General features: G+C 38.1%; 14 protein-coding genes. All 14 read left to right on the forward strand.

Translation table 11 applies throughout. The annotated features are described in order from the left end of the window. Window positions 1–133: 133 nt before the first annotated feature. The 14 genes from D8M04_RS10920 to D8M04_RS10985 all read left to right on the forward strand — a co-directional run bounded on the left by D8M04_RS10920 (window position 134) and on the right by D8M04_RS10985 (window position 17,487). The gene (locus D8M04_RS10920) at window positions 134–2,248 is read left to right on the forward strand and encodes a polyribonucleotide nucleotidyltransferase (RefSeq protein ID WP_121522946.1); all 2,115 of its coding nucleotides are present in this window, start codon (window positions 134–136) and stop codon (window positions 2,246–2,248) included. 199 nt (window positions 2,249–2,447) lie between these two features. After that, entirely contained in the window at window positions 2,448–3,398 is a 951-nt protein-coding gene (locus D8M04_RS10925) for a polysaccharide deacetylase family protein (protein WP_121522947.1), read from the forward strand. Window positions 3,399–3,435: 37 nt separating this feature from the next. After that, window positions 3,436–4,656 carry a M16 family metallopeptidase gene (locus D8M04_RS10930; RefSeq protein WP_121522948.1) on the forward strand — a complete coding sequence of 407 codons (1,221 nt, stop codon included), beginning with the start codon at window positions 3,436–3,438 and terminating at the stop codon, window positions 4,654–4,656. Between the two features lie 60 nt (window positions 4,657–4,716). Next, complete coding sequence (locus D8M04_RS10935) at window positions 4,717–4,959, forward strand: YlmC/YmxH family sporulation protein (RefSeq protein WP_121522949.1); 243 nt, start codon at window positions 4,717–4,719, stop codon at window positions 4,957–4,959. A gap of 673 nt (window positions 4,960–5,632) precedes the next feature. Continuing rightward, window positions 5,633–6,517 carry a dipicolinic acid synthetase subunit A gene (dpaA, locus tag D8M04_RS10940; protein ID WP_121522950.1) on the forward strand — a complete coding sequence of 295 codons (885 nt, stop codon included), beginning with the start codon at window positions 5,633–5,635 and terminating at the stop codon, window positions 6,515–6,517. Further along, window positions 6,514–7,101, forward strand: coding sequence for a dipicolinate synthase subunit B (gene dpaB / locus D8M04_RS10945; RefSeq protein WP_121522951.1), 588 nt, complete (start codon window positions 6,514–6,516; stop codon window positions 7,099–7,101). Before dpaA ends, dpaB begins: the two co-directional genes overlap by 4 nt. A gap of 60 nt (window positions 7,102–7,161) precedes the next feature. Beyond that, window positions 7,162–8,208, forward strand: a complete 1,047-nt coding sequence (gene asd / locus D8M04_RS10950; protein ID WP_121522952.1) for an aspartate-semialdehyde dehydrogenase — start codon at window positions 7,162–7,164, stop codon at window positions 8,206–8,208. Between the two features lie 97 nt (window positions 8,209–8,305). Beyond that, on the forward strand, window positions 8,306–9,517 hold the full coding sequence (gene dapG, locus D8M04_RS10955; RefSeq protein WP_121523154.1) for an aspartate kinase: 1,212 nt from the start codon (window positions 8,306–8,308) through the stop codon (window positions 9,515–9,517). A 57-nt stretch (window positions 9,518–9,574) separates the two neighbouring features. Beyond that, window positions 9,575–10,447, forward strand: a complete 873-nt coding sequence (gene dapA, locus D8M04_RS10960; protein ID WP_121522953.1) for a 4-hydroxy-tetrahydrodipicolinate synthase — start codon at window positions 9,575–9,577, stop codon at window positions 10,445–10,447. A gap of 469 nt (window positions 10,448–10,916) precedes the next feature. Continuing rightward, entirely contained in the window at window positions 10,917–11,669 is a 753-nt protein-coding gene (locus D8M04_RS10965; RefSeq protein ID WP_121522954.1) for a ClpP family protease, read from the forward strand. Then, the gene (locus D8M04_RS10970; protein WP_121522955.1) at window positions 11,666–11,872 is read left to right on the forward strand and encodes a YlzJ-like family protein; all 207 of its coding nucleotides are present in this window, start codon (window positions 11,666–11,668) and stop codon (window positions 11,870–11,872) included. Before D8M04_RS10965 ends, D8M04_RS10970 begins: the two co-directional genes overlap by 4 nt. Window positions 11,873–12,103: 231 nt before the next feature. Then, window positions 12,104–14,362, forward strand: coding sequence for an FtsK/SpoIIIE family DNA translocase (locus D8M04_RS10975; RefSeq protein ID WP_121522956.1), 2,259 nt, complete (start codon window positions 12,104–12,106; stop codon window positions 14,360–14,362). A 290-nt stretch (window positions 14,363–14,652) separates the two neighbouring features. Continuing rightward, window positions 14,653–15,774 carry a BMP family lipoprotein gene (locus tag D8M04_RS10980; protein WP_121522957.1) on the forward strand — a complete coding sequence of 374 codons (1,122 nt, stop codon included), beginning with the start codon at window positions 14,653–14,655 and terminating at the stop codon, window positions 15,772–15,774. 597 nt (window positions 15,775–16,371) lie between these two features. After that, on the forward strand, window positions 16,372–17,487 hold the full coding sequence (locus tag D8M04_RS10985; protein WP_121522958.1) for a BMP family lipoprotein: 1,116 nt from the start codon (window positions 16,372–16,374) through the stop codon (window positions 17,485–17,487). Window positions 17,488–17,522: the final 35 nt, after the last annotated feature.

Raw genomic sequence — 17,522 nt, forward strand, 5'->3', positions numbered from 1 at the left:
AAACCACGTAAAAGCTGTCTGCTACATAGCTTCTCGTTTAAATAATCTGCAGAAATAATTATCATGGATTGAAGTTTCACTATAGAAAATATAAAATAGAGATAATGTAGTAATGAAAGGAGCACTATATCGAATGGCAGACGAAAAACAAGTATTCTCCACCGAAATCTCTGGGAAGAAATTTACAGTTGAAGTTGGAGAACTAGCAAAGCAAGCTAATGGTGCTTGTATGGTGCATTATGGTGATACATCCGTACTCGCTGTTGCAACTGCATCAAAAGAGCCGAAAGATTTACCGTTCTTTCCTCTAACTGTTAACTATGAAGAAAGATTATATGCTGTAGGTAAAATACCTGGAGGATTTATTAAGCGTGAAGGACGACCAAGTGAAAAAGCGATTTTATCTTCTCGTTTAATTGACCGTCCAATTCGACCAATGTTTCCAGATGGATTCCGTAATGAAGTACAAGTTATTAGTATGGTAATGAGTGTGGATCAGGATTGCTCATCAGAGATTGCAGCAATGATTGGTTCATCTATCGCATTAAGTACTTCCGACATTCCTTTTGAACAACCAATTGCAGGTGTGCATGTAGGACGAGTTGATGGAGAATTTATTATTAATCCGACTGTCGAGCAGCATGAGAAAAGTGATATTGAACTGACTGTTGCTGGTACAAAAGACGCGATTAACATGGTAGAGGCAGGCGCAGAGGAAGTTCCTGAAGAAACGATGTTAGAAGCAATTATGTTTGGGCGTGAAGAAATAAAACGTTTGGTTGCATTCCAGGAAGAAATTATCAATGCACTTCATGTAGAAAAAATGGAAGTAAAATTATTTGAAGTTGATGCAGAGTTAGAAGAGAAAGTAGAATCGGAAGCAAAAGATAAATTGATTGCTGCAATTCAAGTAAAGGAAAAGCATGCCAGAGAAGATGCGATAAAAGAAGTTAAAGATGGCGTCTTAGCAGGATATGAAGAAGAAGAGCCTGAAGTGATTAATCAAGTTAAAACCATTTTAGATAAAATGGTGAAAGCGGAAGTAAGAAGATTAATTACTGTCGAGAAAGTTCGTCCAGACGGAAGAAAAATTGATGAGATTCGTCCATTATCTTCACGTGTTAGTGTGTTGCCTAGAACACATGGTTCTGGTTTATTTACTCGTGGACAAACCCAAGCATTAAGTGTATGTACATTAGGAGCCTTAGGTGATGTTCAAATTCTTGATGGATTAGATTTAGAAGAATCTAAACGCTTTATGCATCATTACAACTTCCCGCAATTTAGTGTTGGGGAAACTGGGCCGATTAGAGGACCTGGCCGTCGTGAAATTGGACATGGAGCCTTAGGTGAGCGTGCACTTGAACAAGTTATCCCATCTGAGAAAGATTTTCCATATACGATCCGTTTAGTATCAGAAGTATTAGAGTCTAATGGTTCTACATCTCAGGCGAGTATTTGTGCAAGTACTTTAGCCATGATGGATGCTGGGGTCCCTATTAAAGCACCGGTTGCAGGTATTGCAATGGGACTTGTTAAATCAGGTGAGCATTACACCATTCTTACTGATATTCAAGGTATGGAAGACGCTTTAGGAGATATGGACTTTAAAGTGGCAGGTACAGAAAAAGGAGTAACTGCACTTCAAATGGATATTAAGATTGATGGTTTATCAAGAGAAATTTTAGAAGAAGCATTAACACAAGCAAAAAGCGGGCGTATGCAAATTCTCGATTCCATGTTGCAAACCATCGATAAGCCTAGAGAAGACCTATCTAATTATGCGCCGAAAATCTTGACCATGTCGATTAAGCCTGACAAGATTCGCGATGTTATTGGGCCAAGTGGAAAACAAATCAATCAAATTATTGATGAAACTGGTGTTAAAATTGACATCGAGCAAGATGGCAGCATCTTTATTTCATCTACCGATACCGAAATGAACAAGAAAGCAAAACAAATAATTGAAGATATTGTTCGCGAGGTAGAGGTTGGCCAAATGTACTTAGGTACAGTAAAACGTATTGAGAAATTTGGTGCGTTTGTGGAAATCTTTAAAGGAAAAGATGGTTTAGTTCATATTTCTGAGTTAGCAGAGGAACGCACGAATAAAGTGGAAGATGTAGTCTCTATTGGAGATCAAATTCTAGTAAAAGTGAAAGAAATTGATAAACAAGGCAGAGTGAATCTTTCTAGAAAAGCAGTATTACTTGAAGAAAAGGAAAAGGCTGAAAAGGCAAAGCAGTAATAGAATACTGCAAGAGAAAGAAGCTGTAAATGCAGTTTCTTTTTTTATGGCCATTTTAATTGATTAAAAGGCCATAAAAAGATAAAACTGCGAGCTCTAATTTCAACCAAGTTACCTAGGGCAGCAGTTCTTTAATCTGTAAGCCGACAATCATACCTTGTCCATCTCCTGCATAAAATGGTCAGGAGGAGGGGTAGGTGTGAAGCATTATCAAAAATACGTAAATATCCTAGTATTTATAATAATCGTATCCATTTCATTTCAAATGGAATACTATCCATTCATGGTGGATCAAAAGGTAACTGCTACTTTGTCAGAAGCAGTAAAACGGGAAGATGCATTATATCAGGAGATAGAGAGTAAAAAGAAAGAATTTGAAGAGCTTCCCCAGGATGCTTATATTGATAAGATTTGGAAAAAAACGCCTGGTCGAAATGGGTTAGAAGTGGATTTGGAAAAATCATATGAAAATATGAAAGAGCAAAAAACATTTGATGCCGCATTGCTTGAATTTAAACAGGTAGCACCAGATATAAAAATGAGTGACCTTCCAGCTGCTCCAATATATCGTGGTCATCCAGAAAAAGAAATGGTCGCATTATTAATCAATGTTTCTTGGGGGACAGAATATATTCCGGATATCTTAAAGATATTAAATGAGCATAAAGTTAAAGCAAGCTTTTTTATTGAGGGTAAATGGGCAAAGGAAAATGCGGAGTTAGTGATGATGATTAAGGAGCAAGGACATGTGATTGGCAATCATGCATATAATCATCCTGACATGGCAAGAATATCAAATCAAAATATAATGGAGCAAATAACACAAACAAATGATATTTTATCTGCAATAACAGGAGAAAAGCCAAAATGGTTTGCTCCTCCAAGCGGAAGTTTTAATGACCAAGTTGTTCAAACCGCACACCATTTAGATATGGAAACTATACTCTGGACAGTTGATACAATTGATTGGAAGAATCCCTCTATTAATGTTATGATAGACCGGGTAAATGATAAAGTTCACAACGGGGCAACAATTTTAATGCATCCAACTGAAGTGATCGCAAATGGTTTGGATGAGTTAATTCAAATTTTAAAAGATAGCGGTTACCGAATCGGAACAATAGACAAATTATTAAGTGAAGAAAGGTAACATAGCAAGCGTTGTTCTATAGTTAGGAGGAAGAATCATGATTCAAAGACATACATGTAAAAATGGTGTACGGGTAGTATTAGAAAATATTCCTACAGTAAGGTCAGTAACTATCGGGATTTGGGTATTAACCGGTTCCAGAAATGAGACAGACAAGAACAATGGAATTTCACACTTCTTAGAGCACATGTTTTTTAAAGGAACGAAAACGAGGTCTGCGCAAGAAATTGCCGAAGCATTTGATGCGATTGGTGGACAAATCAATGCATTTACGTCCAAAGAGTATACGTGCTATTATGCTAAAGTATTGGATACCCATAAAGAATATGCTTTAGAGATTCTGGCAGATATGTTCTTCGATTCTGCATTTGATGAAGAAGAGATGGAGCGCGAGAAAAAGGTTGTTTATGAAGAGATAAAAATGTATGAGGACACTCCAGATGATATTGTACATGATTTGTTAGCGAGGGCCTCATATGGAGATCATCCATTAGGATATCCAATCCTAGGTACAGAGGAGCATTTGAAATCCTTTACACCAGATGATTTAAGGAATTATATAAAAGAAAGCTATATTCCAGATAATGTTGTTCTATCCATTGCTGGGAATGTAGATGAAGCTTTCCTTAAAGAGATTGATTCTCGTTTTGGTACTTATCAATCTAAACAAACTGCCCAAAGCATTGGCAAGCCCGATTTCTTAGCAAATACAGTAGAGCGTAATAAAGAAACAGAACAGGCTCATCTTTGTTTAGGGTATAATGGACTTCCTGTAGGGGATAAAAATACGTATAGCTTAGTAGTTATGAATAATGTGCTTGGCGGCAGTATGAGCTCACGTTTATTCCAGGATGTAAGAGAAAAACGTGGACTAGCGTATTCAGTCTTCTCTTATCACTCTTCATTCTTAGATAATGGACTTCTAACTATATATGCCGGTACTGGAAAAGAACAATTACCTTTATTAATGGATACAATTAATCAAACGGTAGATAACCTAGTGAAGAAAGGCTTATCAGATAAAGAACTGCATAATAGTAAAGAGCAACTTAAAGGAAGCTTATTATTAGGTTTAGAAAGCTCGAACAGCAGAATGAGCCGCAACGGGAAAAATGAGTTACTATTAAAAAAACATAGAACATTAGATGAGTTAATTTCTGAAATTGATGCGGTAACACATGAATCGATTCAAAGAGTCATTGAATCCACTTTCGGACAACCAGCGTCAACTGCAATCATTGCACCAAAGAAATCGTAAGCATACTAATAATGAACTTGAATATATATGTTGTAATACCATATATAGGGGCGTATGCATATGCGGTTCAAAGAAATAAGCGGTAAAGAAATTGTCAATTTAAATGAAGGTACAAGGTTGGGAATCTTAGGACAGACAGATTTGGAAATCGATGAGAGAACCGGTCAAATTGATGCTTTTATCATTCCTAATTACAAATGGTTTGGATTAAAAAAAGAAGGAACTGAATTGAAAATTCGCTGGAATTCCATAAAGAAAATAGGCGAAGATATGATAATGGTAGAATCTGATCAGTTTCTCTAATGTACATCTTATAAATGCTTCAGCATCCTTAGTAAAAGGATAGCTGAAGCTTTTTTAATGCCGATTTTTAAAAGTGGTCTTTAGTACGAGAAATAGATAGACTACGAACTAATTTAATTCATTAGATAGTGCATTACCCAGGAAACACACTGTAAATATGCGCGGGTGATTTCCGCTGCGGGCAGTACGCTTTCCGCGGGCAACGCCTCAGCCTCCTCGGAAGAAAACCACTTCCTGCGGGGTCTTCGGCTGTTGCTTTTCCCGCAGGAGTCGACTGCCCTCCGCTCCAATCACTTTATATAATACGGAGGTGTTTCCTCTATGCATTGTTTAAAGATTAATAGCGCATCTTAGCGGAGGAAATACACGGAGACTCCTGCGGGATAAAAAGCCTAGCTGAGACCCCGCAGTGCGTTAGCACGAGGAGGCTCAGCAGCGCCCGCGGAAAGCGTAGTGTATTTCTGTAGCGGTGTTACCCACTATTTTGAATTAAGTTAATCAACATTTTCTATCAACTACGCAGGATCCGAATTAACAGGAGGTATGATAAAGAGCTTATTGCTGAAAAGATTTTAGCCTGGGCTTTCTTTTTTTAATCACTAACAGGAGTCTAAGACATAAGCTATATGGAACAGTTTGATTACGAGCAGTATGTCTGGAGGGTTAAACAATAATGGATCGATTAATTGCTGTCATTGGTGGCGATGCAAGATATCTAGAATTAATTAGACAATTACAAATGCTGCCTGAAACAACGATCATATTAGTGGGATTTGACAAATTAGAGCAAGGGTTCACAGGGTTAAAACAGGTCGATTTCCATGATCTGGAGCTTCAAACATTAGATGTCATCATTATGCCAATAACCGGTACGGATAGTGACGGAAGAGTAGAAGCCGTATTTTCTGATCAGGAAATTAAACTTACAGAATCTTGGTTTCAACAATTAAATAAAAATACGATTCTATTTACAGGGATTACAAATGAATACTTAAACGAGAGGGCAAAGCAGGAACGCCTTCAAATTATTCCTTTAATGGACAGAGATGATGTTGCCATCTATAATTCCATACCAACTGCAGAAGGGGCCATTATGATGGCCATTGAGCACACTGATTATACGATTCATTCGTCCAATATTATTGTTACAGGATTTGGCAGAGTCGGTCATACTGTAGCTAATAAATTTCAAGCCTTAGGGGCAAAAGTATCCGTTAGTGCAAATTCGATAAAGGAACTAGCTCGAATTACAGAAATGGGATTAACACCTATTCCTATAGAGAAGCTTCATGAACATACTGGTAGTTGTGATATTCTTATTAATACAGTTCCGGCTCTCGTCGTAGATAAGAGGGTAATTGCAGAGTTTCCACCTAATGCAATTATTATTGATTTAGCATCTAAACCAGGCGGCACAGACTTTGACTTTGCAGAGAAGCGTGGTATTAAAGCGATTCTGACAGGCAGCCTTCCGAGCATCGTAGCCCCACGAACAGCGGGGAAAATACTCGCGGATGTGATTACACAGATTCTTAATGATAGGGGGAATGAGGAATGACACTCGCGGGAAAACGGATAGGATTCGGTTTAACCGGATCCCATCATACGTTCCAGCATGTATTTCCAATAATTGAGAATTTGATGAGCAAGCAAGTGGAAATATTCCCAATGGTTTCGTTTACGGTTCTAACAACAGATACGAAGTTTGGAAAAGCGGAAGATCATGTAAGGAAATTGGAGGAACTAACCGGAAAGAAGGTAACTAAAACCATGCCTGAAGCGGAGCCATTTGGACCTGACACTCCATTGGATTGTATGGTTATTGCTCCAATGACTGGTAATTCTATGGCTAAATTTGCTAATGGTATTACGGATAATCCTGTGCTAATGGCTGCTAAGTCCACTATTCGTAATCAAAATCCTGTCGTATTGGGGATAACTACGAATGACGCATTAGGAATGAATGGAATGAATCTAATGAAATTGCTGAACAGTAAACATATTTATTTTATTCCTTTCGGGCAGGATAATCCTAAAAGTAAGCCTAATTCACTAGTAGCAAAGCTTGACTACTTGGAAGATACCGTAGAAAATGCAATTAACGGGAAACAAATTCAGCCAGTTATCGTACCTTTTACGTAAAACTATGATAGAATAACAAATTAAGAGATAATTGATACTATTTTGGAAGGAGTAATAGACATGTCGACTAAACAAACAGTTAATATAGCAGTAGTAGGTGCAACAGGAGCAGTAGGAGGAAAAATAGTAAAACTATTAGAGGATAAGAATCTTCCAGTAGATACATTAAAATTGTTATCCTCCAAGCGTTCGGCAGGTAAGACATTATCCTTTAAGGGACAATCTGTTACGGTAGAGGAAGCAACACCGGAAAGCTTTGAAGGAATCGATATTGCATTATTCTCGGCAGGTGGCTCTATTTCTAAAGAGTTAGCGCCAGAAGCTGTCAAGCGCGGTGCGGTAGTTGTTGATAATACTAGTGCTTTTCGTATGGATGAGAATGTACCATTGGTTGTACCAGAGGTCAACCCAGAGGATATTCAAAAACATAACGGAATTATTGCAAACCCGAATTGTTCTACGATTCAAATGGTGGTTGCATTAAAACCTATCCTTGATAAATATGGATTAGGTCGTGTTATCGTTTCTACTTATCAAGCTGTTTCTGGTGCAGGTGCAAATGCTGTTATTGAATTAGAGGAACAATCCAAGCAGTATTTGAATAAACAAGAAATGGAAGCAAATTTATTACCAGTTAAAGGGGATAAGAAACACTATCCAATTGCTTTTAATGCATTGCCGCAAATTGATGTGTTCCAGGAGAATGGATATACCTTTGAAGAAATGAAAATGATAAATGAAACGAAGAAAATCATGCACTTACCAGAATTACCAGTAGCTGCAACTTGTGTTCGTCTTCCATTCTTCACTTCTCACGCCGAGAGTGTGTATATTGAAGTGGAAAAGGAAGGTGTAACGGTTCAGGATATTCAAGCTGAATTAGCGGGCTTTGATGGGATTGAATTACAGGATGATCCCTCGAATCAAGTGTATCCAACTCCATTAAGTGCCGCTAATAAAGAGGAAGTGTTTGTTGGAAGAATTAGAAAAGATTTAGATAATGATAAAGGATTTCATTTATGGATCGTTTCCGATAATCTGTTAAAGGGTGCTGCCTGGAATACAGTTCAAATTGCACAAGCATTAATCCGCAATAACTGGTTATAACTGTTGATTTTAATTGGGTAAAAAAGATAATAACCATCTTTTTTACCCAGTTGTTTTGAATCTCTTATACAAGGTGATAATAACAGAGGTGTTAGAATTGCGGTTATTAGTTCAGAAATTTGGTGGTACTTCTGTCCAATCGGAGGAGTACAGAAAGCATGTTATTAAACATATTGAAAATGCCTTACTAAAGGATTATAAACTAGTTGTTGTTGTGTCAGCGTTAGGTAGAAGTCCTGATCCATATGCAACAGATTCACTCCTTAACTTAGTTCACTTCCCCTCCAACAACAATTCAAATCGAGAATTAGATCTCCTCATGTCCTGCGGTGAAATTATCTCAGCAGTGGTACTATCCAATGAGCTTCAAAAAAATCATATTAAAGCAACAACGCTAACCGGTCCACAGGCGGGCTTAATTACTACAGATGATTTTACTCAAGCTAAAATCAAGACAATAAATCCAACCAGGATATTATATGAATTACAGCAACATGATGTAGTGGTGGTAGCAGGATTTCAAGGACAGACAATAAAAGGCGAGATCACTACCATTGGACGTGGAGGCAGTGATACAACTGCAGCGGCTTTAGGTGCAGCACTCCAATCAGAGTATATCGATATTTTCACAGATGTTAATGGAATTATGACAGCTGATCCTAAGCTGGTTAAAACAGCAAAGTCGTTAGAAGTTGTTACGTACACAGAAATCTGCAATTTAGCATATCAAGGTGCAAAAGTGGTCCATCCAAGAGCAGTAGAAATTGCCATGCAGGCTAGAATTCCGATGCGAGTGCGTTCTACTTGTTCAAAGGAGCTTGGTACATTAGTTACTTCTTCCCGGACTGAAGAAGGGACAGATATAAAAGATAGAATTGTAACAGGAATCGCTCATTTAACATCTATCAGCCAACTTAAAGTACAGACAAAAGAAGCTGCTTATCGAACGCAATCTGACATATTTAAGGCGATGGCTGAGTCTGGGATATCAGTAGACTTTATCAATATCTCGCCCACCGGTGTTATTTATACAGTTCCCGATTTAGTTGCTGATAAAGCGGTGAGAGTTTTAGAATCATTAGGTTTTCACCCGGAAAAAACCGAAAATTGCGCCAAAATATCAACGGTGGGGGCAGGAATGTCGGGTGTTCCAGGTGTAGCCTCTAAAATCGTGCAAGCGTTGACAGATAAAGGGATTCAAATATTACAATCTGCAGACAGCTATACGACTATATGGGTTCTTGTTTACGAGAAAGATATTGAGGCAGCAGTTAATGCCCTACATGATGTGTTTTGTTTAGAACAATAATATAATTACTTGCTTCATTTTTATGTTTTTGGAATCTATTTTAAGAAGGTGAATCAAATGGATTTTGGTCGAGTGATAACAGCTATGGTAACACCATTTGATAAGGATGGATTCGTTGATTATAATAAGACGACAGAATTAATTGAACATTTATTAGCGAACGGCACGGATGGCCTGGTGGTATCTGGTACGACAGGGGAGTCGCCAACCCTTTTATTGGAAGAAAAGCTAAAGTTATTTGAACATGTTCAAAAGGTTGTAGATAATAGGGTACCGATACTTGCAGGTACAGGTGACAATTCAACTAAATCCTCCATTCTTTTAACAAAGGAAGCAGAGAGATTGGGGATGGATGGTGTGTTACTTGTTGCACCATATTATAATAAGCCCAGTCAACAGGGATTGTATGAACACTTTAAGGCAATTGCTAAGGAAACGAATCTTCCTATTATGTTATATAATATTCCAGGGCGATCTGTTGTCAATTTGGAAGTAGACACCGTAGTCAAGCTAAGCCAGATAGATAATATTGTATCGCTTAAAGAAGCAGGAAAGAATTTAGATCAAGTAGCAGAAATCCTGAAAAAGGTAGATCAGCAATTCTCTGTATATAGTGGGAATGATAATCTGACCTTGCCTCTTCTATCCATTGGCGTGCATGGTGTGGTATCTGTTGCATCACATATTATCGGGAATGAAATAAAAAAGATGATTGATCTTTATATAAATGGTAATGTTACAGAAGCAGCGGCGATTCATCGTGATCAACTTCCAATCTTCCAAGCTCTTTTTTCACAGCCATCCCCAGCGCCAGTTAAAACTGCTTTAGAAATCTTTGGGATAGATGTCGGTGGTGTACGTTTACCATTAGTAGAACTAACAAAGGAAGAAAAAGAGTCATTATTCAATATTCTAAAAGGGACCGGCTGAAATAAGCCGGTTTTTTTGTCTAGGAAATTATAAAATGAACGACCTGTGGATATTTCTTATCATGAAGAAAAGCCACGTCCGGCTCCAGCGCCCAGCAACTAGCAGATCTTTTGGTGGGACGAGCATTGCGCAGTCCCAAACTTCACACTCCTCCACTACGATAACGTTCAACATAGTTGAACTTCATTAATCAAGTCATAGGTTGCGCCGACTAAAACCGGCTTTCGCCAACGTCGGCGTACCCCATAAAGGGGGATGTTTCCTTTATCACATTGTGGTAAGAGAAGTTCGACTAAGAACGCCACATCACGTGGCGCGTCGAACCACCCCACGTCCTGTGGGGCGCAGTTTGTACGTTGCTAAACGGGCGCTTGCGCCTTTGTTATAAAAACTTTTTCTGCCCAAGCTTTTCTCCCAGCTTTTCTTTTTCCGCATTGGATTTGTTTTTTTCGTTCATACTAAAAGAGGAATGAAAAAGTGTAAAGGAGTGGTTATGATGGAAAAGGAACCAGAGAAAAAGGATGAGCAGTCTAGTTCATCTTCTTTAGTTGAAAAGATACAACAACTCGGTCAGGTGAATGTACCACAAGCTCCCGATACGAACATCCATGTACTATCTATTATTGGACAAGTGGAGGGACATGTTCAGCTTCCGCCACAAAATAAAACAACCAAGTATGAACATTTGCTGCCCCAGTTAATTGCAATAGAGCAGAACCCGAAGATTCAAGGCGTTATTATTCTGTTAAATACAGTAGGCGGAGATGTGGAAGCTGGGCTTGCATTATCCGAAATGATTGCTTCTATATCGAAGCCAACTGTCTCGATTGTTTTAGGTGGGGGACATTCGATTGGAGTTCCCATTGCGGTTTCAACAAATTATTCCTTTATTGTCCCAACGGCAACGATGACCATCCATCCTGTTCGATTAACAGGGTTAGTTATTGGTGTTCCTCAAACATTTGAATACTTAGACAAAATGCAGGAAAGAGTTATTCAATTTGTTATTCAACATTCCAACATTAAGGAAGAGAAATTTAAAGATTTAATGTTTGCGAAAGGGAATTTAACAAGGGATATTGGGACAAATGTCATTGGAGTGGATGCGGTTAAGTACGGATTAATAGATGAAGTTGGTGGCGTTAGTGATGCAATGAAGAAGATTAATGAATTAATTGAACAGAATAGCAGCATGATGGAAGAAAGCCGGGTGATTCAATGATTTTGTATACACCATTAGCACAATCAGACATTTTCCCACCTTCAAGTGATGATTATACAAATCGCCATTGTATTACCCATGAAGGCCGACTTATGTTAGCAGATCGAACAAGTGATGGGGGATATCAAATGGTTCAGTTGTTATCTACAAATCCATATGATTTTTTAGAGGAACGCTTTACACCAGGTAATATTTTATCCTAATCCAGCAGCAGAAGCTGAATCCAAAACGAATCACTGCCCTGACTCACTCCGCTATACACCCGTAAGTTTCAAGTTAATGATTATTAGCCTGTATGAAATGCTTTATGATATAATTAGATAAATGTTAGCTAACCCTTGTCAAGGCATTGGCAAGGGTTTACTATTCTTTAGATCCATAACATACATAAGCTGATTATTCTAAATCGCTAGGACGCAAGAGAGGTGAAAACAATGGCGAGGAAAGTCAAACGAAAGAAAAGAAAAAGCACGAAACAGAAGAAACTATTAAAATATGAATTAACGGGACTACTATTTGTATTTTTAGCTATTTTTGGAAGTGGTGCTAGTGCAATTAGCGATGGTGCTATACCTGGGGGATTAGAGCACTTTTTCCGCTTCTTCTTGGGGATTTGGTATTTTGTTGCTTCCGTATTTTTACTTGTGACTGGTATCGTTCTCCTTATAAAAAGAAGATATCCTAATTTTGGGCATAAAAAGCTGGTAGGTTTTTATATTTTCTTTGGTGGTGTCTTGCTTTTAACGCATATACAAACTTTTGAGAGATTATTAGTGCAAGAGGTTTCAATTATTGCATCTACTTGGGATCACTTTCTCTCCTATATAAATGGACAAGGGACACCTGCTCAAACAGGTGGGGGAATGATTGGCGCGCTTCTTTTTACCTTTACAAACTATTTGTTCTCTTTAGTCGGAGCAAAGATTGTAGCTGTATTTTCTATGATTACAGGTATTGTTTTCGCTACAGAATTTTCACTGGGAGAACTTTTCTCAAAAGTTTATGAAAACGGAAAAAAGACATTTGAATCTCTTACAGAGAAATGGAAGGAAAATCGTAAAAACAGAGAGGAAAAAGAGCAGCAGGATGTTGAAATGGATGCAATGGATCATCGTGTTGAGGAAGAGCCTGTAATTAATGATTTTACGGATATTGCGTACCAAGGGGCTCAACTACAGCATGAAGAGGTTCCAGAAATAAAGGAAAGAGAAGTTAAAGAAAAAGAAGAAGACATTGATTATGCCATGCCTATGACAGAACCGGAGAACACAGACTATCAATTGCCTTCTCCTGAACTGCTTGCAGAGCCAGCGCATAATCCACAACATCAGGAAAAGTCCCACATACAAGCAACGGTTCGAAAATTGGAACGTACGTTTAAGAGTTTTGGTGTAAGAGCTCGGATCACTAAGGTACATGTCGGACCGGCTGTTACTAAATATGAAGTATCACCTGAGCCAGGAGTGAAAGTTAGTAAAATAGTAAGCTTGCATGATGACCTTGCACTAGCTTTAGCTGCCAAGGAACTTCGTATTGAAGCACCTATTCCTGGTAAGTCTGCAGTCGGTATTGAAGTGCCGAACCAAGAAGTTGCAATGGTTTCATTAAAAGAGGTGCTTGATAGTACATGGAATAATAAGTCCTCTAAATTATTAGTTGCCCTAGGTAGAGATATTTCAGGAGATGCTGTCTTAGCAGAACTGAACAAAATGCCTCACTTATTAATTGCAGGCGCTACAGGTAGCGGGAAGAGTGTGAGTGTAAATGGTATTATTACTTCAATATTGATGCGAGCAAAACCACATGAGGTCAAATTAATGATGATAGACCCGAAAAAGGTAGAGCTGAATGTCTACAATGGCATTCCTCATTTACTTGCTCCAGTAGTTACAGACCCTAAAAAAGCTTCAAGAGCATTAAAAAAGGTTGTAGCTGAAATGGAAAGACGATATGATTTGTTTTCCGATACTGGAACTAGAAATATCGAGGGTTACAATGAGTATATTCGAAAGTATAATTTATCTTCTGAAGAGGAGCAGCCGCATCTGCCTTATATAGTCGTCATTGTCGATGAGTTAGCGGACTTAATGATGGTTGCATCAAGTGATGTGGAAGATGCTATCACCAGATTAGCTCAAATGGCAAGAGCAGCAGGTATCCATCTGATTATTGCAACACAACGTCCATCAGTAGATGTTATTACTGGGGTCATTAAAGCAAATATACCTTCAAGGATTGCATTTAGTGTATCTTCTCAAACTGATTCACGAACAATTCTAGATTCAGGTGGAGCGGAGAAGCTCTTAGGAAAAGGTGATATGCTGTTTCTTCCTGTTGGAGCATCAAAACCTAAACGAGTTCAGGGTGCCTTCTTATCCGACGAGGAAGTGGAACGGATTGTTGACCACTGTATTGAACAGCAAAAAGCATCTTATCAAGAAGAGATGATACCAGATGATAATGAGGAAGAGTTGGAAGAAGTAGATGATGAGTTATTTGAAGATGCGGTACAGCTTGTCACAGAAATGCAAAGTGCGAGTGTTTCCATGCTTCAAAGAAGATTTCGGATCGGTTATACGAGAGCAGCTCGGCTCATTGACGCGATGGAGGCAAGAAGTATTGTCGGACCATATGAAGGAAGTAAGCCGAGAACTGTCCTTGTGTCACAGCCAAAGGAAGAAAAGATGTCGTAAGGAAAGCGACAGTCCCGATTTTTACGTGGACTGTCGTTTTTTTATTATAATTACATTACAGTTTATTAAGAAAATTTTACATTTGCTATTTATTAATACAATTAATCATGGTATTATTTATCTTGGAAATTATTGCAAGAAAGCGACAACATCACAGATAAATCACACAATTGATTTAGAATAAATGGGGGATGTGTGTAAACAAGCTTCTTTCTTGTAATAGGTTGGAAGAGACTAGAGAAATAAGTCTTGAAACCAAAAATTCCAAAAAACAAAATAGGAGGGTGAAAATGAACAACCGCAGTTTATGGCTTATTACTTTGATTTTGGGATTAGGATTATTCTTAGCTGCTTGTGGACAAGCCGAAGAGCCTACAACAACAGAAAGCGATACAAACGGGGAAGCTGGTTCAGAAGAGGCTTCAGATGCATCAGACACATCTGATTACCAAGTAGCGATGGTGACAGATATCGGTGGGGTCGATGATAAATCTTTTAACCAATCTTCATGGGAAGGAATTCAAGCATGGGGTGAAGAGAATGGCTTAGAAAAAGGGGCTGGATTTGATTATGCTCAATCAAATGAGAAAGCAGATTACATGCCTAATCTAACTCGTTTCGTTCGTGATGAATACAACCTGATTTTTGGAATAGGATTTGAGTTAAAAGAAGACGTGCAAACTGCTGCTGAGCAATACCCAGATACGAACTTTGCTCTAGTAGATGATATAGTTGATGCTCCAAATGCAGCAAGTATTACATTTAAAGAAGAACAAGGTTCCTTTTTAGTTGGTGTAGCAGCTGCTTTGAAAACGAATACAGATAAGATTGGATTTGTCGGTGGAGTAGATTCACCACTTATTAAAAAATTTGAATCCGGTTATATTGCGGGTGCAAAGTCTATAAATCCTGATATTGAAGTAGATGTTCAATATGCAGAATCGTTTGCGGATCCGGCGAAAGGAAAGTTAATTGCAGCAAATATGTATGATAATAATGTAGATATTATTTATCATGCATCTGGTGCAACTGGTAATGGTGTATTTAACCAAGCGAAAGACATGAAGCAAAATAATGACGATAGCGAGATTTGGGTTATCGGTGTAGACCGCGATCAACATGATGAAGGAGCAATAGGAGAACATAACGTAACCCTTACTTCGATGGTTAAACGAGTGGACGTTGCCGTTCAGGACGTGATTAACCAAGGTGTAGATGGTAAATTCCCAGGAGGAGAACAGCTAGTTTACGGCATTGAAGAGGACGGAATTTCCATTGCAACGACAAATGAAGAAGCAATGACAGATGAAATTATTACTGCTGTTGAAGAATGGGAAGCTAAAATCCTAAATGGTGAAGTTGAGGTTCCAACAACAGGTGAAGAATTAGATTCATATCTAGAATCTCTTTAATAAGTAAGAGAAGGCAAATTTGCCTTCTCTTAACTTATGTTAAATGTTTTAAGATCCCTCTAGCCACCCCTCGATTAAAAGCTGTATAAGTCTTTCCTTATGCTCTGAAACACCTGCTTACTATTTCAGTTATCCCTCTAACCCTAAGTTAGGGAGTTTCAAGGAATATACTTTTAGTTTTATAGTGTACATAGAGATAGGTCTAATACTAGTGAAAGCCAAAATCCGAATGATAACGTAAATTTATTCTATTATAATTGGAATTTATTCGAGATTTTGTTTCTTTTAGCCACTTTTTGATGATTTTATTCGTTTTTTTAAAAGAAATTTTAAAATAACTATTTATTTTCTATGTTAATAATGATATTATATATCCATTGCAAAGGAAAAATAGCCATTTTCTTAGGTGAATTTTACTAGTTACATATTTTGTGCTATTTCGCGAAAAGAGTATAATAGATTCAATTGTGAATAACACATTTCATTAATAGTTGAGGTTCCTGAGAAGTGGGAATTCTTTGCAGAGCAACTTTTAAAGTAGATTTATATAGTCTATTTTAATTGAATCCAAAAACAACATAGAGGAGGGTCAATAAAATGAAAAGTAAAAAACTATTACTAGTTGCTTTCATTTTAGGTCTAGGCTTGTTCTTAGCAGCTTGTGGTGGTGCTACAGAAGAAGAAGGTAATGAAACAAATACCGAAAAGAATGACGAAACAACGTCAGAAGCAGGGAATGCTGCGGATTATAAAGTTGCAATGGTAACGGATTATGGTGGGGTTGATGATAAATCTTTTAACCAATCCTCTTGGGAAGGTATCCAAGCTTGGGGAGAAGAGAATGGGTTAGAAAAAGGTGTGAACTATGACTATGCTCAATCTACTGAAAAAGCAGATTATATGCCTAACCTAACTCGCTTTGTTCGTGATGAATATAACCTTATTCTGGGAATTGGGTTTGAATTAAAAGAAGATCTTCAAACGGCAGCTGAACAGTATCCAGATACTAACTTTGCTTTAGTAGACGATATTGTAGATGCACCAAATGCAGCGAGCATTACATTTAGAGAGGAACAAGGATCCTTCTTAGTGGGGGTTGCTGCAGCAATGAAGACAAATACAAACAAAGTTGGCTTCGTTGGAGGAATGCGCTCTCCACTAATTGATAAATTTGAATCTGGATTTGTTGCTGGTGTTAAATCGGTAAATCCTGATATTGAAGTGGATGTGCAATATGCAGAATCATTCGCTGATCCTGCTAAAGGGAAATTAATTGCTGCCAATATGTATGATAATGGAGTAGATATTATTTATCATGCTTCAGGCGGTACTGGTAATGGAGTATTTAACCAAGCAAAGGATGTGAAACAAAACGATCCTGAGCGCGAAATCTTTGTAATTGGGGTAGACCGTGACCAATATGATGAAGGTGCGATTGGTAATCATAATGTAACACTTACTTCCATGGTTAAACGTGTAGACGTTGCGGTACAAGACGTGATCAACAGAGGAGTCAATGGTGAATTCCCTGGTGGAGAACAGCTTGTATACGGAATTGAAGAAGATGCTATCACAATTGCTTCTACTAATGAAGAAGCGATGACAGAAGATATTATTTCTGCTGTGGAAGAATGGGAAGCGAAAATTCTAAATGGGGAAGTAGAAGCTCCTGCTACACCTGATGAGTTAGAAACATTCTTAGAATCACTTTAATTGGATTGGAGAAGACATTTGTCTTCTCCTATCTA

It is taken from the genome of Oceanobacillus piezotolerans (assembly GCF_003665065.1).
Lineage (GTDB): Bacteria > Bacillota > Bacilli > Bacillales > Amphibacillaceae > Oceanobacillus > Oceanobacillus piezotolerans.